Raw genomic sequence first — 18861 nt, 5'->3', positions numbered from 1 at the left:
GTACGACCGGCCGTCACTATGCGTGGTGCGACCGCCGTGCGCGATGAGGCCGCCGTGCGCCATGCCGTCCCGGCGCGGCGATCGGTGCCGGTGCCCCGGCCGGTGCCACGGGATCGTGCCCCGGGATCGCGCTCACCCCGGAATCTTCCGGAAGTCCCACGACACGACGGTCTCCGGCGCGAGCCGCAGCCAGGCGTGCCGACCGTCGTGCGGCATCGCGGACATCCCGAAGTACTTCTGCGCGAACAGCCGCTCCGGAGCGTCCAGTTCGGCGCACGCCTCGCCGGTGCGCGGCGCCTCGCCGACCCGCTCCGCGCGGCCCGCCAGCTCTACCCCGCGCAGTTCGCCGTACTCGTGCCCGTCGTCGACGACCACCGCGATCCGCGGGTCCTTGCGCAGCTGGGCCCACCGCTTGCTGCGGGTGATCGAGTACAGCCACAGGGCCGCCCCGTCCCAGGCGAACCACAGCGCCCCGACGTGCGGTGCGCCGTCGCCGCCGACCGTGGCGATCCGGCAGGTCCGCTGCTCGGTGAGGAACCCGTCCCGCTCGGCCCGCGTCATCATGATCCGGCGCCCGCGCCGCTGTGTCCCGGCCATCCGTCATCGCCTCCGCTACCGTCGTGCACCCGTGTCCGACCCCGACGCCCGACGTCGTCCAGCCGTATCTGACTGTGCGTCAGAAATCATGGGTGCTCTTCCTGCGGGACGCAATGCCGGATACCCTCGCCCGCCCCGGCGGCGACCGTCGTGACGCGGCCCACCGGGGACCACCGTGCGGGAAAGCAGACCACCAGAGGGGAATCGCCATGCCACCGGACGCCCGACGGCTCGACGAGCAACTGGACCCCGCCTCCACGGTGCTGCTCACCGTGGAGTGCCAGCGCGGCGTGGTCGGCCCGGACAGCGCACTGCCCGAACTGGCCGCGATCGCCCGCGCATCGGGAGCGCTGGCGAACATCGCCCGCCTGGTGGCGGCCGCACACGACGCCGGTGTCCAGGTGCTGCACGCGGTCGCCGAACGCCGCCCCGACGGCCGCGGCGCGAGCCGCAACGCCCGCCTGTTCAGGGCTGCCGAACGGCTGCCCGTCCAGCAGTTCGTCGGGTCCACCGCGGTGCGCATCGCGGAGCCGATACCGGTGGCGGAGGAGGACCTGGTGGTGCGCAGGTTGCACGGCCTCTCGCCGATCGCCGGCACCGGCGTGGACGCGCTGCTGCGCAACGTCGGGTGCCGCACCCTCGTCGTCACCGGGGTGTCGGCGAACGTGGCGATCCCCAACGCCGTCTTCGACGCGGTCAATCTGGGGTACACCGCCGTGGTGCCCGCGGACGCCATCGCCGGCGTGCCGGCCGAGTACACCTCGGCGATGGTCCGCAACACCCTTGCCCTGGTCGCCACCGTCACCACCACCGGTGACGTGCTGAGCAGCTGGAAGCGGCCCCGTCGCGGCCGCTGAACGGGCGCCGCGGTCCCGGCGCGCACCTGTGCGGCCAGGAGTCGGGTCGGGCGGGCCCCCGTCAACCGAGAGTGACGGAGCCACCCTTGACGACCACCTTGGCGGACGACGACCTGGTCGCGGGCCCGCTGTGGTGCCAACTGGGGCACGCGCGGGTGCCGGTCAGGGTTCGATGACGAGGTCCTCGATGAGGCCGTCGTTGAGGGCAAAGCGGTAGTGCAGGTCCACTACCCCGCCCGGGAAGTTGCCCTCAAGGTGGTGTGTGGCGATGTAGTGGTCCGTGTCGACCTTCTGTGCGCCGGTGAGTTCGATCGTGTACGTGTACTCGCTGGCGGAACGGCTCAGCCAGGTCTCGATCGCCGGGGCTCCCCGGCGGGTCTTGCCCTCGTCGGTCACGGTGGCGTCCGGATGGAAGGTGCTGAGTGCGGTGGCGGTGTCATGAGCGCGGTGGGCGTCCAGACAGCGAGTGAGCAGCTCGGGCAGGGCGTCGGGGGCGATGTCCTGGGGCTGGTCGGTGTGCATGGCGGTTCCTGACGGTGGTGGAGGAGTTCACACGGTGGGGATGGTGCCGCCGTCGATGACGTGCTCGGCGCCGACGATGGCGGAGGCGCGGTCGGAGGCGAGGAAGGTGACGAGTTCGGCGACTTCTTCGGGGCGGTTGGGGCGGCCCAGTGGGATGCCGCCGAGGGAGTCCATGAGCTGTTTCAGCGCCGCTTCGCGGGTGGTACCGGTGTTCTCGGCGATGCGGGCGACAAGGTTGTCAGCGGCGTTGGTCTGGACGAAGCCTGGGGCGACGGTGTTGACGCGGACGCCGTGCGGTGCGACCTCGTTGGCCAGGCCCTTGCTGTAGGTGGTCAGCGCGGCCTTGGCGGCGGCGTAGGCGAGGGTGCCGTTCCACAGGGGCATGCGGCGCTGGATCGAGGAGAGGTGGATGATGACGCCACGGCCGGCTTCGATCATGGCGGGCAGCAGGCCGCGATCCAGGCGGACGGCGGCGAGGAGGTTGACGTTCAGCTCCCTCGCCCAGTCGTCCTCGTCGAGGACCGCGTATCCGCCCGAGGGCGCTTCCGAGCCGCCCAGGTTGTCGACCAGTATGTCGACACCGCCGAGGCGGCGGAGGGCTTCCTCGACCACGGTGGCGGCCCGTTCGGGGGTGGCCAGGTCCGCGGTGATCATGTCCGAGGGAGAGACGTCGTCCGGTCGGTTGCGCGCGGTCACCAGAACGGTGGCGCCGGCCCGGGCCAGACGTCGGGCGACAGCCGCGCCGACCCCTTTCGTGCCGCCGGTGACCAGGGCCCGCCGGCCCTTCAGGGATTCGCTGACTGCTCTGACGGGCGTGGTCATGGCGAGCTCCGTTCCCGGGTACGGGCAGGCAGGAGCACCGCACCCGCCATTTCCTCCACGACGCCTTCGACGGCTACACCCGCTTCGACCAGTTCCAGGAGAACCTCGGCATCTCCACCAGCATGCTCACCGCACGCCTCAAGACCCTGGTCGCCGACGGCCTCCTGGAGCGCCGCCCCTACCAGACCAACCCGGTGCGCTACGAGTACGTCCTGACCAGCCTGGGCCGCTCTCTGCGTCCGGTGATCATCACTCTGGCGGCCTGGGGCAACTCCCGCCTCACCCCCGAGCAACGCAGCATGATCCTGGTCGACGCCGCCAGCGGCGACGAAGTCGAACCTGTGGTCGTCGACGCCAAGACCGGCCGCCGCCTCGACGACAGCCACGCCTACGTGTTCACCGCCGGCCCCGCCGCCAGCCGCGCCATGCACGCCCGCTATGACCGAATCACGGCCATCACGCCTGACGGTGCAGTCGCCACCTGACGTCTGTCTCGCAGACAGGCGGCGAGCCGTGCCCTTGAGCGGATGGGTCCGTTGCCGGTGTGTGAGGAAGCCGGATGCACAACCCTGGCTTGTCGGCCATGAGTTGTTGGCGATGAGCTGTGGGCGAACAGCGAGCCGCTGCTGCCGGTTCGGCGCCGTCACCCTCTGCACCCGGGCAGACGTCCGTGTCGTCCGCCGGCGCAAGCCAAGGAGCCTGCTTCACCGGTTCCTGGCGTCACCGGAGGACGCACCCTGCCCGCCAATGGCACCCGAGCGGGCGGCAAGGACGATCCCCTTACTGTAACCCCATGCCCGATAGCACGTTCTGGACGCTCCCGGCCGACCGTATGACCACCGGCAGCGGGCTATGTTACGAACTGACCGTCCTCCACCCGCCGTTCACCGTGGACGCGGCGGAACTCCCGCCCAACGATCCCGGCCTGGCGGCCGCGTTGGCCCGCTCGCTGGACACGATCGACGACGTGATCGAAGACCTCGGCCCCCGCAAGCGGAGCGACACCCACACGGTCACCACCCGGGCCGATCTGGATGTCGTGCACGTCGGGGTGTGGGGCAACCTCATGTCGATCTCCGATCCGGCGTTCGCGGACGACGGCAACGACATGCCGCTTCTCGCCGAGGCCACCCGCCTGCGCAAGCGGTTCCCCGACGCGCGGATCGTGGGCCGGGTGGAAGTCCACTGCGGTGCCGAGCACACCGAAGACCTCGTATGGCTCCCGGACGGCACCATGTTCCACGCCTGCGGCTGGCCCGGCGACGAACCGTTCGTCGTCTCCGGTGACCCCCAGGCCGTGATGGCCGCCCTCGGCATCACCGCGGAAGTCCTCGACGATCTTGAGGTGTACTTCGACCTGGACGACGAGCCGAACCAGAACGACTGGGGCGCGCTCGCAAGCGCGTGCCTCGGGGAAGCCGACCCGTGGGGCAGGCGCGACCTGGACGCCTCGGCGCTGCGAGTGCGGCACAGCGAGCACGCCACCAGCCACATGGAGTCCCTCTACTTCATCAGCGACTGACGCCCTTCAACGACACCTACACACGGCCGGGTTGACATATCGACATGGCCTTACCCGTTTCCTGTGGACGGGCGGAACCGTCCAGATGATCGATGCCAGGGGAAGTCGGTGACTGTGCACCGAGGTCTCGCTGGTTCGTGGTGGTCAGGCCGGTCCGTAGATGGCGTTGTCGGCCTTGGCGATCAGTGCCCAGTTCTGCGGCGTCCAGCGGACAGTACGTCTCGTCTCCGGTGCGGTGGCCGTTCACGGCACCGCCCATGTCCGGCTCGACGCCGTCGGCATCAACGAGCGTCAGGTCGAGGGCCGCGCCGGCTCGACCGACGACCTACTGAAGGATTCGCCGCAACTCGCTCCCCGGTGGCCGGTCGTGGGCATCGCGCCACAGCCCAGCGACGCGGGGTGCTCCGCATGGCCTTCCCCACCGACGACGGCAACGATGTCCTGCACGGCAGTGGCGGGGCCGACGTCCTCTACGGCGGCAAGGGCAACGACAAGCTGTACGGCGAGGCGGGTAACGACACGTCGTGGGGCAACAGCGGTGACGACGTCCTGTGGGGCGGCCCGGGCACCGACAAGCTCTCCGGGGGCCCGGCCGCAACGAACTGCACCAGAACTGAGCTTGTTTCTCGGTCCTGCGGCGGTTGCTCAGTCGGGCAGGTTGCCCTCACCACCCAGATTGGCGACCATGCGGCGCAGGACGTTGATCGTGGTCACGAAGTCGGCCGTGTCAATGCCTTCGTGCATCTGCTGATGCACTCGCACGTTGCGCTCCCCGGCCCGCACGCGCCCGTCCTCACCCGCCTCGGTCAACGTCAGCCTCGCCGAGCACCAGGCGTGCGAGAGTTCGGGATCTGCCTATCCCAGACGCTCGGCCCAGTCCTTCGGGACTCGTCCCGCGGGGCCGGGGGTGGGCTGGTCGGCCGGGTGACTCTCAGGGGGAGCCAGGGGCGGGCCCGAGCCGTACACCTGCGAGGTCTCGTAGTCGTAGAACCAGGTTTCGCCCGGTTCGAAGCTGCGGATCACCGGGTGCCGGCTGTCCCGGGCGTGGGCCGTCGCGTGCTTGGCGGGCGAGTCGTCGCAACAGCCGATGTGGCCGCACTGTGCGCAGCGTCGCAGATGGAACCACCAGCCGCCACTGGCGTCGCATTCGGCGCAGCCGGTTCCGCTGGGCGGGACCGAGGGGTCGATTCCGTTCGGAGAACTCATGACGGCTCCTGTGGGGAACGGGGGTCGGCGGAGGCCAACGGCAGGCGGACCTGGAAGCGGGTGTCGCCGGGGACGGAACGGAACCTCAGGTCCCCGTTGTGTTTGTTGACGATGATGCGCCAGGAGATGTCCAGACCGAGACCGGTGCCCTCGCCCACCGGTTTGGTGGTGAAGAAGGGATCGAAGATGCGGTCGCGGATCTCCGCGGGGACTCCTGGACCGGTGTCGCGGAATTCGACGAGCAGATGGTCACCTTCGCGCGCGGTGCGCACTGTCAACGTGCCGTCGGCGTCCGTACTGTTCATCGCTGCGGCGGCGTTGTCGATCAGATTCGTCCATACCTGATTGAGCTCGCCGGGGTAGGCGGGGATCTTCGGCAGGCCGCGGTCGTAGTCCTTGACGACGGTGATGTGGGGGCCGATCTTCGCGGAGACCATCAGCAGGGTGCTGTCCAGCAGTTCATGGACGTCGGTGACCTGGTACGGCGCTCGATCGAGTTGCGAGTACTGCTTGGCTGCCGTGACGAGGGTCGAGACGCGGGTGGTCGACTCCTCGATCTCGTTCATCAACAGCTCGGTTTCCACGGTGTAGTTGAGCCATCGCATGGCGTCCTCAAGGGTGTCGCTGTCCACGGCCGCGGCGACCTGGTCCAGCCAGTCGGTGTCGAGGCCGGCCTGTACGAAGGTCGGCGCGAGCTGCCAGCCGTCGCCGATGCCGTGGTCGTCCAGCCAGTCGGAGAGGGCGTCCTCCCGGTCCGAGGCTTCCAGCGGGCTCAGGGTGGTGGCCTTGGCCACGCGTTCGGCCGTGCGCTCCTGGACGTCGACGAGCGTCTCCAGGGTGTCGCGCCGGTACGAGCGTGCCGCGATGACGCCGAGCTTGTGGCGCATTCCGGCGACCCGCTCGCGGAGCGCGGAGGTGGCGCGCACGGCCGCGGCGGCGGGGTTGTTCAGCTCATGGGTCAGGCCCGCGGACAGCGATCCGAGAGCCAGGAGCCGTTCTCGCTGGCCGATGGCCTCCTGAGCGGTCTTGGTGCCGAAGAAGAGGCCTTCCAGCAGGTGCACGGCCATCGGAAACCACTCGCGCATGACCGCGGCGAAGGTCTCCGCGGGCAGCACGAAGAAGCGTGCGGGCTCGATGACACTCAGGGAGCTGTTGTACACCTGCCGCAGGCGGTCGCCCAGGTAGGCCTGGAAGGCTCCCGCGTACACCCCGCGGCTGGAACTCCGGTTGATCTCCACGTCGTAGTCCCCGATCCGGCGCGAGAGAACGACGGTCCCTTCGAGCAGCACGTAGAAGCACGTTGCCGCGTCGCCCTCCTCGTACACGGGCCCGGGTGCGAACTCCTCCACCCGGCCTTCGCGGCAGAGCCGGGCGAGCTGGTCGGGGGCCAGCTTCTCGAACAGGAACAGCGAGCCGAGTTCCTCCTGGCTGCATGGCATCGGCCGGCCGTTCATAACTGCTCCAGGTATCGGTGGGCGAGCATGACCGCCATGGCTCCCTCGCCCACCGCGGAAGCGACACGCTTGGCGGACTCGGCGCGGGCGTCACCGGCCACGAACACGCCCGGGACGTTTGTTTCCAAGTGGTAGGGCGGCCGGTCCAACTCCCAGCCGGCCGGCGGACGCCCGTCCGTGGTCAGGTCGGGGCCGGTCAGGATGAACCCGCGGGCGTCCCGGAGCACCGTGCCCTCCAGCCAGTCGGTCAGCGGGGCCGCGCCGATGAAGACGAACATCCACTGGGCGTCGACGAGTTCGGTGCGGCCGGTCGTGGTGTCGCGCAGGGTGATCTGTTCCAGTTGACGCGATCCGTGGGCGGCGTCGACGACCGTGTTGGTGCGCACGGAGATCGTGGGCGTCTCGTCGACCTGCTGGACGAGGTAGTGCGACATCGAGGTGGACAAGGACGGCCTACGCACCAGTATGGTGACCGCCTTGGCGCTGCGGGCCAGGTATATCGCGGCCTGGCCGGCGGAGTTCGCGCCGCCGACGATGTACACGTCATGGCCTTGGCATGCGGCCGCTTCGGTCAGGGCCGAGCCGTAGAACACTCCGCAGCCGGTCAACTCGGACACGTGGGGTGCATCCAGTTGCCGGTACGACACGCCGGTCGCAAGGATCACGGCGTGCGCGGCGACAGCGGAGCCGTCCGAGAACCGGACGACGCGCGACGCGCCGTTGACCTCCAGCCCGGTGACCTCGCGCGCGGTCAGGATCTCGGCACCGAACTTCAACGCCTGACGCCGGGCCCGGTCGGTGAGCTGTGCCCCGGACACCCCGTCCGGAAAGCCGAGGTAGTTCTCGATGCGCGAGCTCTGGCCCGCTTGGCCCCCGGTCGCGGAGCGTTCCACGAGGACGGTCCGCAGGCCCTCGGAGGCCCCGTACACCGCCGCACCCAAACCGGCGGGTCCGCCGCCGATGATGACGAGGTCGTAGAAGTCGGTAGCAGGTGTCGTCGCGAGGCCGACCCGGGCGGCGAGTTCCCGGTCCTCGGGTTCGACGAGGGCTGTGCCGTCCGGGGCGATCACCAGCGGGAGCCGCAGACCCTCCTGGCCCGCGGCGCACAGCAGCCGCCGGCCTTCCGGATCCTCGGACGAGTACCAGCGGTAGGGCACCTGGTTCCGGGCCAGGAACTCCCGCACGGCCGAGGAACGCGCCGACCAGCGGTGTCCGACGACCTTGGTGACGGTCACCGGCCGGTGGTCGGTGGCCTGCCAGGCCCGCAGGAGATCGTCGAGGACGGGGTAGAGCTTCTCCTCGGGCGGCTCCCAGGGCTTGAGGAGGTAGTGGTCGAGATCGACGACATTGATCGCGTCGATGGCCGCGCCGGTGTCCGCGTACGCGGTCAGCAGCACCCGTCGCGCGCCGGGATGGATGTCGAGAGCCTGCTCGAGGAACTCGATGCCGTTCATCTCCGGCATCCGGTAGTCGGCCACGATCACCGCGACGGGGGTGCCGCGCAGCTTCAGCTCACGCAGGGCGGCAAGGGCGGACGCGCCGGACTCCGCGCGTACGATGCGGTACGACTCACCGTACCGACGCCGCAGATCGCGGGCGACAGCACGCGATACGCCCGGGTCGTCGTCCACGGTCAGGATGACGGTCCGCGCCGGACTGGCAGCCTGTTCTCTCGGCATTCCGTCCCCGGTCGATCGCCCTTCCGCACCGAGTTCATGTGCCTGTCCGGCACACCGGTGCGGCAGCCATACCCATTTTATGGATGGCTGTCATGGCCTGCTACGCAAGGTCAGGAGTGCGGCGATCTGCTGGTAGGTGCCATATAGGTGCAGGTAGGTGCCGGTAGCTGCCGGGGCATGTGAGGTCGCATCCGTGAGGCGCCGGCCGGGCTGGGTGTGCTCGCTTCGGTGGGTGGCCTCGCTGCTGAGCCGCCCCGATGCGGCCTGAGGAAACGCACAATTTTTCGCCTTAAGTAACCCTTGTGCATGTTGGATTTAAAGCGCATATCTGTGCGATAGGGTCTGAGGTGCCTCGCACCGCACCAGCCCCCACCGCAGTCGGGCCCGCAGGCCGATGAAGCCGCGCGCACCGTCGGCGCCCAGGGCCTTCGCGCCGCGGCGACCCCGTGGACAGATGGGAGTAACGTCCTTCATGGCACGGCCACCTCGCCGCAATCCGCACCCGGCTGCGTGGGTGACCACCAGGCAGCCCGCAGGGTTGGCTCGTCCCGAGCGGACCGGCGTCCCGGTCCAGACGGCAGGAGGCGATCGCAGTGCACGCCCAGCCCATCCTTGTCACCGGCGTCGGTGGCGGCGTCGGCGGAGTCGGACGAACCGTCCTCGACCGGTTGCATGCGCAGGGCGTGCCGGTCCGGGCTCTTGTGCACCACGACGACGAACGGGCCTCGGCCTTGCGGGCCATGACCGGCGTGGACGTGGTGGTCGGCGACCTCACCCGTGGCGCCGACGTGCTTGAGGCGCTGGCGGGTTGCCACCGCGCCTACTTCGGGATGAGCGTGTCGCCCGCGTACCTGGAGGCCGCAACGACGGTCGCGGCGGCCATCCGGGAAAGCGACGACCTCGAACTGCTGGTGAGCATCTCGCAGATGACGGTCTCGCAGATGGACCTCACCAGCGATGCCGAATCCCGGCAGCAGCGACTGCACTGGCTTGCCGAGCACGTCCTCGACTGGTCAGGGGCGCCGGTCGTCCACGTCCGGCCCACGGTATTCATGGAGAATCCGCTCTTCGCCCGGATCGCCGTCGCCTCGATCCTGCGAGACGGCACAATCCGCCTCCCCTTCGGCTCCGCCCGGACCTCGCCGGTCGCCGCGGCGGATGTAGCAGAGGCCATCGCACATCTGCTGCTCGGCCCGGTTCCTCCCACCCGTCGGGTCTACGAACTGACCGGGACACACTCCCGTGACATGGCCGCCATCGCGGCCGAGTTCTCCACTGCTCTGGGCCGTGCCGTGACCTACGTCGACGTGCCGTACGAGGAGTGGCTGGAACACGACCTCAAGAGCCAGGACCTGCCGCCACACGTCCTTGAACACATCGCCACCATGGCTCGACTGCATGGCGAGAACCGGTACGACCGAGCCACGAACGACGTTGCCGAGTTGCTCGGGCGGCCCCCGTTGGGGTTTGACGGCTTCATCAAGAAAACGCCGGCCCTGCAAACCTAGTCGGACCTGGCTGCGCGACCGCTCAACGGGGTCGGCGGTGGTGGCTGCGTCGTCCCCGTACATGCCCGGGGCCTCAATGGGGCAGGAGCTGCTGTCCGCCGTCGATGTCGTATGTGCCGCCCGTGAGGGCGTCGTTGCACATGAGGTGGACGGCCAACGCGGCGACGTCGGCCGGTTCGACCACCCGTCGGATGGGAAGCGTGGCACGGAGCTCCTGGCGCCGGGCCTCCAGCTGATCGCCCAGCAGCGAGGCGGACAGGGGTGTGTCGACGAAGCCCGCAGCGATGACGTTCACCCGGATCGGCGCCAGCTCGAGCGCCAGATTGCTGGTGAGGGCGGACAGCGCGGCCGTGAGGGCGGACACGACGGTCATGCCGACACCGGGGCGGCGGCCGCCGGTGCCGCTCATGAACAGCAGTGTGCCTCCGGGGCGAACCTTGTCGCGGCTGTAGAGGGCGACGCCGAGTGTCAGGGTGAGCCGCTGTGCGAACTCCCGACGGGCGGCGTCGAGATCCATGTCCGACAAGGGCCGGTAGGAAGGGCTGCCGGCCGTCACCATCACATGGTCCACGGGCCCGGTCAGATCCTGGAAGAACTGCCGGAGGCGGTCGGCGTCGGTCGCATCGAACGCCGCCGTACTGAGCGGATGAAGTTCGTGAGCAACTCGTTGCAGCCGTTCCGGATCGCGGCCGACCAGGATGAGCCTGCCGCCGCCTGCCCGTACTTGGCGGGCGGTTTCCAGGCCGATACCCGCGCTGGCGCCGATCACCACGACGGTCTGGCCAGCGAGACCGAGGCTCGCCGGAGTGCCGGGATCGCTGGGCGCAGCAGTCATGACCGAACACCGCCGTTCCGGATGGAACGGGGCCGTTGGTTGCTCGTCATCCGTACCTCCGGACCTCGGTCTCCGCTCCCATGGTCGCGCTTCAGGCCACTGATCACCTGTCGGCTGCTTCGGCGGCCGAGGCGGAGGCGGGGAGGAGGCGGAGGCGGGGAGGAGGTGAGGCTCACATGCGCCTGTCGTCTCCCGACCCGTTCGGCGGCCATGGCAACCGGCCTGTCGCGGTACGTGTCAAGGCGGTGGGCGCTGTGTCCGGCAGTGCCCCGGGAGAGGGCTGAGGCGATGTGAGGGTTCCGGCCGTGGGCGCAGGGGGCGCGGTGCTGGGGCTTCCGGTCGCGGCAGCCCGCTTGGCGTCTGCGCTGGCTGTGGGGGGCGCGGTGTCCGGCGCCGCCGCCACGGCGCGGATTGCGGTTCGGGCGGGTGAGCGGGCTGTCGGGATCATCTCGGTGAGCGCCGGTGCGGCGGCCTCTGCGCTGCCGTTGTCGACTGCGGTTCCCGGGCTGGTTCGCCCGGCTGACGTCCAGGAGCCATGCTCCTTGTCCTCTCTTGGACGTACGAGCTGGTCCGCTCTGCGGGGTGCGGTCGAGGGCCAGTTGCAGCTTGTGGTCCGCGCCGCGGGGGCTTTGCGGGATCTGGCACATGGTGAGCGTCCGCGGCGGGTGTGGACACGTGCCGGTCGGGCCCACATCCAGGCCCACGGCCTGTCGGGAAACGGCGAACGGCACCACCACTATGTGCGCGCGCTCACCGGGGCACTGCACCGGATCGAGGGTGTGCACTGGGCGGAGGTGAACGCGGTCACCGGGCATGTGCTCGTTGCGTACGCCGAGGGCTCGGTCGGCCTTGAGCGCTTGGTGGAGACCATCGAGGCGGTGGAGGAGGCGCACGATGCGCGCCGGGCCGTCGAGGATGCGGACGGGCGGCACCCGGATGACGATCTGGCCGCCTCGGCCGCGGCGGTGGCGCTTGCCGCGGACTGTCTGGGCGTGGGTGCGGCGCTGCTCGGCCGGCTGACCGCGCTGCCGGTCGTTCCCAGCCCGGTGCGTGCCGCGGTGGCTCTGGCAGACGCGCTGCCGCAAGCCCGGCAGCTGTTGGAACGGCGGATCGGGCGCACGCGTACGGATGTGCTGCTCGCCCTCGTGCATGCGGCAGTGCAGGGGCCGGCCTCTGGCGCGACTCCGCTCGCGGTGGACGCGGTATACCGGGGCTTCCAGCTCTACGAGATCCTGGCACGTCGGCGAGCCTGGAATCTGCGGGAGCCGGGGCTGGTCGTGCCGGGCGGTGAGGCGCAGCAGCCGCAGGAGTGCGCGGGGCGCAGCCAGCGGCCCTGCCCGCTGCCGCCGGGACCGGTGGAGAAGGCCGCCGACCGGACCGCGCTCGGGCAGCTGCTGGGCGGAGCCGCAGTCCTGCTGAGAACCGGTGACCCCGTCGCGGCTGGGGACGCGATTCTGGCGACTGTGCCGAAAGCAGCCGGATTGGGGCGTGAGGCGTTCGCCACGGTGCTCGGCCATGACCTCGCCCGGCACGGCGTGGTGGTGCTCAATCCGGTGGCATTGCGTCGTCTGGACCGTATTGACGCGGTGGTTATCGACTCCTCCGTGCTGTGCGGCGGAGAGCTGCGGCTGCTCTCCGCCGTTTCGACCAGCGACGCCTACGACGATGCGACGGTCTGGAGGCTCGCGAGTGGCGTGTTGGGCGCCTGCGCCAAGGCGGGTCTTCGGGGCGAGGGGCCGTGGCCGGGGAGCGGTGGTTGGTGGCTGGTGCGGGCGCACGACGCACCGTCGGGCCGCGGGCCGTCTCATCCGGCCGGACTGACGCTGGACCTGGTGGACCGTGCGGGGCGGCGCGGTGGCAGGGTCCGGGTGGGTACCTCTCTCGACCCGCTGGCAGAAGCGGTGCTCGCGGCGGCGCACGAGGCCGCGGCCACGGTGGTCCTCACCCAACATGCCAGCGTGGCCGAGCTGCTCGCCTGGGGCGATGAGTCCGCGCCCGAGGCGGACCAACTCACCGAGCAGGTCCGTGCCTTGCAGCGGGACGGCCAGGGCGTGCTGGTGATCGCCCCTGACCGGCAGCGGGCCCTGGACGCGGCCGATGTCGGCGTGAACGTACTGCGCCGGCCAGGGGCGACCAACTGGTGCGCGGATCTGGTGTGCGGGCCGGGCCTCGCCGAGGTGTGGCGGCTGCTGGGCGCGGTGCCCGCCGCACACCGGGCCAGCGGGCGCGCCGCTCGTCTCTCGCTCAGCGGCTCGGCGCTCGGCGCACTGCTCGTCGCCAGCCGAAGACGCCGCCGCGGCGGGAGGGCGATCGGCGCGATGACTCCTTGGCTCGACCTCCCACCGGCGCACGCCGCCTGCCTGACCGCCATGCTGGTCAACGCCCTCACCGCCCGCCGACTGGACCACCGGCCACTGCCGCCGCCCGTGGTCCGTGACGCCTGGCACGCCCTCGGTGCGGACGAGGTCTACCGTCGGTTGCACCACGGCGGCATGCCGACAGAGCTCGACGACCGTGGGACCGCGACCGCCGTACGGAACCACGTACACCGTCTCGTTCACCGGATCGTGGTGCGGTGCGGGGCCAATCCGCTGCTCGACCGTGCCCTGATCACTCCCGTCCGGGGCGCGGTGCGGCTGGCCGCCGCCGCACAGCACGAGCTCGACGATCCCCTGACTCCGGTGCTCGCCCTCGGCGCCGCCGCATCGGCCATCGTCGGATCCAGTGTGGACGCGCTGCTGGTCGTCGGTGTGATGGCCGGCAACGCCGTGATCAGCGGAGCGCAGCGGATGCGGGCAGAACGGGCTCTCGGGGAGCTGATGATCGGTCAGCAGGCGAAGGCCCGCCGGCTGCGCCCGGACGAGCAGCAGTGCGGCAAGGAACCGCTCGCACATCTTCGCCACGCGCCGAGCGAACCGACCCCCCGCGAGTCGCTGCGGACCGGTGACCTGATCGCGCTGCGCGCCAACGACGTCGTGCCGGCCGACGCCCGGCTGCTGTTCACCGATGCTCTGGAGGTCGACGAGGCGGCGCTCACCGGTGAGCCGGTGCCGGTGGAGAAGACCGCCGAGGCGGTGCCGGGAGCCGATCCGGCCGAACGTCGCTGCATGGTCTACGAGGGCACCACCGTGCTGGCCGGAAGCGGCATCGCCGTCGTCGTGGCCATCGGCGCGGCCACCGAGGCCGGGCGGGCCGCCGCCGTCGCCGGACAGGCCGACGCGGCATCCGGGATGCAGGCCCGGCTCGCCGAACTCACCCGGATCGCCCTGCCGGCCACCGGCGTCGCCGGTGCCGTGGTGACCGGCCTGGGCGTGCTGCGCGGGCTGCCGTTGCGCCAGGCTCTGGAGTCGGGGGTCGCGGTGGCGGTGGCCGCCGTGCCCGAGGGACTCCCACTGGTCGCCACGGTCTCGCAACTGGCCGCGGCCCGCCGGCTGTCCCGTGTCGGGGTGCTGGTCCGCTCCACCCGGGCGCTGGAGGCGCTCGGCCGGGTGGACACCGTGTGCTTCGACAAGACCGGCACGCTCACCGAGGGCCGACTGCGGGTCAGCCAGCTGGCCGGACCGGCTGGACCGCTGACACCCGGCAACGAAGCCGGTGAACGCGTGCTGCGCACGGCAGCCCGAGCCTGCCCGCCGTCCGAGCGCAATGCCCCGCCGCTCTCGCACGCCACGGACCGGGCCGTCGTGGCGGCCGCCCACGAAGCGGGCGAGGACACCGGTTGGACGCTGGTCGAAGAGTTGCCCTTCGAGACCAGCCGTGGGTACGCCGCATCGCTCGGACGGGACGGTGATACGGCGGTGCTGGCGGTGAAGGGCGCCCCGGAAGTCGTACTCGCCCGCTGCACCCGGGTACAGGGCACCGACCACGGTGGCCGGGAGGGACAGCCGCTGACCGGCCCACGGCGCTCGGCCGCCGAGCAAACCGTGGGCCGGCTGGCCGCCCAGGGCCTGCGGGTGCTGGCCGTCGCCGAGCGGACAGCACCCGACACGAGCGTGCTGCGCGGCCGGATCGCCGAGCAGGTGGGCGAGTTGACGCTGCTCGGATTCGTCGGCATCGCCGACACTCCGCGGTCGGGCGCGGACGACACCGTGCAGCGGCTGGGCGAGTCCGGGATCCGGGTCGTCATGATCACCGGCGACCACCCGGACACCGCCACGGCCATCGCCGCCGAGCTCGGCATCCCGTATGCCGAGCGGGTCCTCACCGGCGCCGAACTGGACGCGCTGCCCGCCGCCGACCGCATCGCCGCAGTCGCCGAAGCCGCCGTCTTCGCCCGCGTGTCACCCGCGCAGAAGGTGCGGATCATCAAGGACCTGCGCAAGGCGGGCCGGGTGGTCGCGATGGCCGGCGACGGTGCGAACGACGCCGCCGCGATCCGCCGCGCGGACGTCGGTATCGCGGTCGCCGGACGCGGCTCCGGCTCCGCCCGCACCGCCGCCGACCTCGTCCTCACCGCCGCCGAGACCGGGCTCATCCTGGACGCGCTGCGCGAGGGCCGAGCCCTGTGGGACAGCGTGCGTGACGCGGCCGCCATCCTGGTCGGCGGCAACGCGGGCGAAGTCGCCTTCACCGTCCTGGCCACTGCCCTCAGCGGCCGGACACCGCTGAGCACTCGTCAACTCCTGCTGGTGAACATGCTGACCGACATGCTCCCGTCGCTCGCCGTGGCCCTCACTCCCGCCAAAGGCGACCCGCAGGGCGTCCGGCCACTGGGCGCCGGCCCCGCTCGCGGATTCGCCGGCTCGGGCATGGCCCGCTCACTGGCCGTACGCGGTGGCGCCACCGCGCTCGCCGCACTGAGCGCCTGGCAGATCGGCCGGCTCACCCGGCTCGTCCCCGTCGGCACCCGCCGCGCCTCCACGATGGGCCTGACCGCACTGGTCGGCGCCCAGCTCGGCCAGACACTGCTCACCCGCTGGCACAGTCCCCTCGTCCTCGGCACCAGCGCCGTCTCCGCCCTCGCTCTCCTCACCCTCGTCGAAACCCCGCTGGTCAGCCAGTTCTTCGGCTGCACCCCGCTCGGCCCGTTCGCCTGGATGGTCGTCGCCGGCTCGGCCACCGCCGCCACCGTCGGAGCGGCACTCACCTCACGGCTGCTGCCGCGGAACTGAGCAGCGGTGCCGGCATGGCGTCGATCGTGGGTCTGCTGGAGGAGCGGGAGCCGGCTGCGCGGCCTCCTGCTGCTCGGGTGGAATCGATACCCACGAGCTGTGCAGGAGGCCCTGCTCTCATGCCCGGACGGCCGCACCGGATGATCCGGGTCGCAGCCCGGCAGCTCAAGCGTTGAGGGTGTGTCCAGTCGTTGCGTCGACATGGTCGGGGATCTCGTCGTGGCGATCGCCCACGGTCGGTGTCCCGGTCGGCTCGAACATGAGGATCGCGGCGCCGAACGGGGCGGACGGCTTGTGCTCCGTACCTCGCGGGACGGTGAAGACCGTCCCCTGCGGCAACACGACGGTGCGCTCGCCTTCGGGCTCACGCAAGGAGATGTGCAGCTCTCCGTCGAGTACCAGGAAGAACTCGTCGGTGTCGTCGTGGGCGTGCCAAATGTGTTCGCCCCGGACGTTCGCGATACGCACGTCGTAGTCGTTGACGCGCGTGACGATGCGGGGGCTCCACAGCGCGTCGAAGGAGGCCAGGGCCTTGCGAAGGGGGATGGGCTGGTTGCTCATGGGCTCATCCTGTGCCGCTTCGCATGGTCGGCGTGAGTGCTAGGAATTGCACATGGCGAAAGAATCCTCGCATCAAGCTCACGCGACGGACGTACACCGGGTGGTCGTGATCGTGGACGAGAACTCGAACCCCTTCGAGCTCGGCTGCGCGACCGAGGTCTTCGGTCTGCGCAGACCGGAGATCGGCCGCGAGCTCTACGACTTCAGGCTCTGCTCCCCGGAGCCCCGAACCGCGATGCGGGACGGATTCTTCACGCTCACGGGAGTCGCCGGCTTGGAAGCGGCCGATACCGCGGACACCTTGATCGTGCCCAACCGCCCCGATGTCGAGATGCCCCGCCGACCCTCGGTGCTGGATGCCGTCCGACGCGCGCACGCGCGCGGTGCGCGCCTGATCGGCTTCTGTAGCGGTGCCTTCACCCTGGCCGAGGCCGGAGTGCTCGACGGACGCAGGGCCACCGCGCACTGGCAGTGGGCGGATGCCTTCCGGGCACGCTTCCCCTCTGTCCACCTCGAATCAGACGTGCTGTTCGTGGACGACGGCGACATCCTCACCGCTGCGGGGAGCGCGGCCGCACTCGACCTCGGACTGCATGTGGTCCGCCGCGACTACGGCGCAGAAGTCGCCAACTCCGTGAGCCGGCGACTGGTCTTCGCAGCGCACCGGAACGGCGGACAGCGGCAGTTCGTGGAGAGGCCCATGCCCGTCCAGCCGGACGAATCCCTGGCACCCGTGCTGGCCTGGGCGCAGGAACGGCTGGACACACCTCTCACGGTGCCGGACCTCGCGGCGCGGGCGGCGGTCAGCCCGGCGACGCTGTATCGCCGCTTTCGGGCACAACTGGGAACGACCCCCTTGATGTGGCTCACGGCGGAACGGCTTGCCCTGGCATGCCGGCTGATCGAACGAGGCGAGAACCGCTTCGAGGTCGTCGCACGGCGCAGCGGGCTCGGCACCGCTGCCAACCTGCGCACGCTGATGCGCCGCGAGACGGGCATCACTCCGTCAATGTACAGACGCCGGTTCGGGCCAGGGTAGGGACGGACAACTGGAGCACACCTCGACCAGCGTCCTCTTGGCCCATGACTGCCCTTCAGGATCTGCACCCCGACAAAACAGAAGCCGCAGACCGCATGGCGACGTAATATGTGATCACGAACAATGCCTATTACACGGCCGTTGATGCGGCCGCAGCTTCGGGAGGGCTTGATGGTTGCGGACATGGTCAGGACCTGGGCGGCGGGCTGGGCCGAGTCCCGGCGGACGCCCCCGCCGGTCAAGAAGCCCTGGGGGTTCTACATCGAGGTGGCCGACAACCCCGACGAAGTGGCACGCCATGTCCTGCCCGATGCCGAGGAGCCGTTGGTCCGCAGCGCCGCCGCATCGGTGACCGTGCCGCGGACCTGGATGAAGATGCCCGCTGAGCCGGAGGAGATCGAGTCCTGGCTGCCCCAGGGGTGGGTGGTGGCCTGGGAGGAGACCGGACATCTGATGGCCGTTGACCTGATGGCCACATACCCGGTCGCGCCCCAGGGGTACACCGCGACCGTGGAGACCATTGGAGCCGTCACCTACGCTCGGGTGGTGGATGCGGCGGGCGAGCTGGCGGCCAAGGGGCAGATGGCGGCCCTCGGGCAAGCCGTCGTCGTGGACCGGGTGGTGACCGAGGAGGCCCATCGGCGGCGCGGGCTGGGCGACTTCGTGATGCGTACGCTCGCCGACCACGCCCTGGAGGAGGGCGCGGTCCTCGGCGTTCTCGGCGCGACCGACGCCGGGCGCGCGCTGTACGAGACGCTGGGTTGGAAGAAGCACACGACGCTGGCGGAGTGCATCTACCGGCCCTGAAAACAGGAGTGTCGGCCGTACGCGACGGTGCCTCCAGCGTGAGCGTCCAGGCCCCGAACTGGCCGACCTTCAAACAGATCAGAGGGGCTGGAGCCGGGTGTGCAGGAGGCAGAATTCGTTGCCTTCCGGGTCAGAATGCGGCGAGGCGTTCGGGGTCGACGCATTCGAGGACCAGCTCACTGATGCGGCAAGCCATGCCCGGCAGTGTATGGCGACAACTCCCGCTATGCCATTGCGTTTTGCTCGGCGGTGTCGCTCCCCGCCGGCTGGTACTCCAGACGTAGAGGCCGACCTCCGCGATCGTTGAGTTGAGTGTTGTGGGTAGCGGCAACGACCGGGCT

Annotated in this window: 14 protein-coding genes and 2 pseudogenes; 8 read left to right on the top strand and 8 right to left on the bottom strand. The window is 70.5% G+C overall.

Annotation, left to right across the window (positions count from 1 at the left end; translation table 11 throughout):
- Positions 1 to 132: 132 nt before the first annotated feature.
- Positions 133 to 597, bottom strand: coding sequence for a pyridoxamine 5'-phosphate oxidase family protein (locus AB0C96_RS33870; RefSeq protein WP_362922855.1), 465 nt, complete (start codon positions 595 to 597; stop codon positions 133 to 135).
- A 209-nt stretch (positions 598 to 806) separates the two neighbouring features.
- Here AB0C96_RS33870 and AB0C96_RS33865 point away from each other — a divergent pair, with 209 nt between their 5' ends.
- Positions 807 to 1454 carry a cysteine hydrolase gene (locus tag AB0C96_RS33865; RefSeq protein WP_362922854.1) on the top strand — a complete coding sequence of 216 codons (648 nt, stop codon included), beginning with the start codon at positions 807 to 809 and terminating at the stop codon, positions 1452 to 1454.
- Positions 1455 to 1616: 162 nt separating this feature from the next.
- Here the strand turns inward: AB0C96_RS33865 and AB0C96_RS33860 are convergent, their stop codons facing one another.
- Both AB0C96_RS33860 and AB0C96_RS33855 read right to left on the bottom strand, forming a co-directional pair.
- Positions 1617 to 1976 carry a nuclear transport factor 2 family protein gene (locus AB0C96_RS33860; RefSeq protein WP_362922853.1) on the bottom strand — a complete coding sequence of 120 codons (360 nt, stop codon included), beginning with the start codon at positions 1974 to 1976 and terminating at the stop codon, positions 1617 to 1619.
- 27 nt (positions 1977 to 2003) lie between these two features.
- Positions 2004 to 2798, bottom strand: a complete 795-nt coding sequence (locus AB0C96_RS33855) for an SDR family oxidoreductase (RefSeq protein ID WP_362922852.1) — start codon at positions 2796 to 2798, stop codon at positions 2004 to 2006.
- Positions 2799 to 2851: 53 nt separating this feature from the next.
- Between AB0C96_RS33855 and AB0C96_RS33850 the strand changes: the two are divergent.
- The 3 genes and pseudogenes from AB0C96_RS33850 to AB0C96_RS33840 form a co-directional block, all read left to right on the top strand.
- Positions 2852 to 3283 (top strand): annotated as a pseudogene (locus AB0C96_RS33850) (helix-turn-helix domain-containing protein); the annotation flags it as partial.
- A gap of 308 nt (positions 3284 to 3591) precedes the next feature.
- Positions 3592 to 4320, top strand: a complete 729-nt coding sequence (locus AB0C96_RS33845; protein ID WP_362922851.1) for a DUF6333 family protein — start codon at positions 3592 to 3594, stop codon at positions 4318 to 4320.
- Between the two features lie 408 nt (positions 4321 to 4728).
- Positions 4729 to 4866: pseudogene (locus tag AB0C96_RS33840) on the top strand (hypothetical protein); the annotation flags it as partial.
- A 309-nt stretch (positions 4867 to 5175) separates the two neighbouring features.
- On the opposite strand, the gene AB0C96_RS33835 reads toward AB0C96_RS33840, so the two are convergent.
- The 3 genes from AB0C96_RS33835 to AB0C96_RS33825 are packed head-to-tail and all read right to left on the bottom strand — an operon-like array spanning position 5176 to position 8659.
- Positions 5176 to 5526 (bottom strand): UBP-type zinc finger domain-containing protein, encoded by a 351-nt coding sequence (locus tag AB0C96_RS33835; RefSeq protein WP_362922850.1) that lies wholly within the window; start codon positions 5524 to 5526, stop codon positions 5176 to 5178.
- Positions 5523 to 6980 (bottom strand): ATP-binding protein, encoded by a 1458-nt coding sequence (locus tag AB0C96_RS33830; protein WP_362922849.1) that lies wholly within the window; start codon positions 6978 to 6980, stop codon positions 5523 to 5525. The genes AB0C96_RS33835 and AB0C96_RS33830 overlap by 4 nt, the downstream gene beginning before the upstream one ends.
- On the bottom strand, positions 6977 to 8659 hold the full coding sequence (locus AB0C96_RS33825) for an FAD-dependent oxidoreductase (protein WP_362922848.1): 1683 nt from the start codon (positions 8657 to 8659) through the stop codon (positions 6977 to 6979). The genes AB0C96_RS33830 and AB0C96_RS33825 overlap by 4 nt, the downstream gene beginning before the upstream one ends.
- A 593-nt stretch (positions 8660 to 9252) precedes the next feature.
- On the opposite strand from AB0C96_RS33825, the gene AB0C96_RS33820 reads away from it, so the two are divergent.
- Entirely contained in the window at positions 9253 to 10167 is a 915-nt protein-coding gene (locus AB0C96_RS33820) for an NAD(P)H-binding protein (protein ID WP_362922847.1), read from the top strand.
- Between the two features lie 73 nt (positions 10168 to 10240).
- Here the strand turns inward: AB0C96_RS33820 and AB0C96_RS33815 are convergent, their stop codons facing one another.
- Positions 10241 to 11002, bottom strand: a complete 762-nt coding sequence (locus AB0C96_RS33815; protein ID WP_362922846.1) for an SDR family oxidoreductase — start codon at positions 11000 to 11002, stop codon at positions 10241 to 10243.
- Between the two features lie 542 nt (positions 11003 to 11544).
- Between AB0C96_RS33815 and AB0C96_RS33810 the strand changes: the two genes are divergently transcribed.
- On the top strand, positions 11545 to 16113 hold the full coding sequence (locus AB0C96_RS33810) for a cation-translocating P-type ATPase (protein WP_362922845.1): 4569 nt from the start codon (positions 11545 to 11547) through the stop codon (positions 16111 to 16113).
- Positions 16114 to 16278: 165 nt separating this feature from the next.
- Here AB0C96_RS33810 and AB0C96_RS33805 read toward each other — a convergent pair whose 3' ends face one another.
- Positions 16279 to 16674 (bottom strand): cupin domain-containing protein, encoded by a 396-nt coding sequence (locus AB0C96_RS33805; protein WP_362922843.1) that lies wholly within the window; start codon positions 16672 to 16674, stop codon positions 16279 to 16281.
- 52 nt (positions 16675 to 16726) lie between these two features.
- Between AB0C96_RS33805 and AB0C96_RS33800 the strand changes: the two genes are divergently transcribed.
- Positions 16727 to 17713 (top strand): helix-turn-helix domain-containing protein, encoded by a 987-nt coding sequence (locus AB0C96_RS33800; RefSeq protein WP_362922842.1) that lies wholly within the window; start codon positions 16727 to 16729, stop codon positions 17711 to 17713.
- 171 nt (positions 17714 to 17884) lie between these two features.
- Positions 17885 to 18520, top strand: a complete 636-nt coding sequence (locus AB0C96_RS33795) for a GNAT family N-acetyltransferase (RefSeq protein WP_362922840.1) — start codon at positions 17885 to 17887, stop codon at positions 18518 to 18520.
- Positions 18521 to 18861: the final 341 nt, after the last annotated feature.

This window comes from Streptomyces sp. NPDC048506, assembly GCF_040651315.1.
Taxonomy (GTDB): domain Bacteria; phylum Actinomycetota; class Actinomycetes; order Streptomycetales; family Streptomycetaceae; genus Streptomyces.
Note: the sequence above shows the minus strand (reverse complement) of the source record. Positions and strands in the feature narration are given on the sequence as shown.

Excerpts from the sequence above, each read along its gene's own strand:
- AB0C96_RS33870 (WP_362922855.1), bottom strand. The coding sequence starts at position 597 with ATGGCCGGGACACAGCGGCGCGGGCGCCGGATCATGATGACGCGGGCC.
- AB0C96_RS33865 (WP_362922854.1), top strand. The coding sequence starts at position 807 with ATGCCACCGGACGCCCGACGGCTCGACGAGCAACTGGACCCCGCCTCC.
- AB0C96_RS33860 (WP_362922853.1), bottom strand. The coding sequence starts at position 1,976 with ATGCACACCGACCAGCCCCAGGACATCGCCCCCGACGCCCTGCCCGAG.
- AB0C96_RS33855 (WP_362922852.1), bottom strand. The coding sequence starts at position 2,798 with ATGACCACGCCCGTCAGAGCAGTCAGCGAATCCCTGAAGGGCCGGCGG.
- AB0C96_RS33845 (WP_362922851.1), top strand. The coding sequence starts at position 3,592 with ATGCCCGATAGCACGTTCTGGACGCTCCCGGCCGACCGTATGACCACC.
- AB0C96_RS33835 (WP_362922850.1), bottom strand. The coding sequence starts at position 5,526 with ATGAGTTCTCCGAACGGAATCGACCCCTCGGTCCCGCCCAGCGGAACC.
- AB0C96_RS33830 (WP_362922849.1), bottom strand. The coding sequence starts at position 6,980 with ATGAACGGCCGGCCGATGCCATGCAGCCAGGAGGAACTCGGCTCGCTG.
- AB0C96_RS33825 (WP_362922848.1), bottom strand. The coding sequence starts at position 8,659 with ATGCCGAGAGAACAGGCTGCCAGTCCGGCGCGGACCGTCATCCTGACC.
- AB0C96_RS33815 (WP_362922846.1), bottom strand. The coding sequence starts at position 11,002 with ATGACTGCTGCGCCCAGCGATCCCGGCACTCCGGCGAGCCTCGGTCTC.
- AB0C96_RS33805 (WP_362922843.1), bottom strand. The coding sequence starts at position 16,674 with ATGAGCAACCAGCCCATCCCCCTTCGCAAGGCCCTGGCCTCCTTCGAC.
- AB0C96_RS33800 (WP_362922842.1), top strand. The coding sequence starts at position 16,727 with ATGGCGAAAGAATCCTCGCATCAAGCTCACGCGACGGACGTACACCGG.
- AB0C96_RS33795 (WP_362922840.1), top strand. The coding sequence starts at position 17,885 with ATGGTTGCGGACATGGTCAGGACCTGGGCGGCGGGCTGGGCCGAGTCC.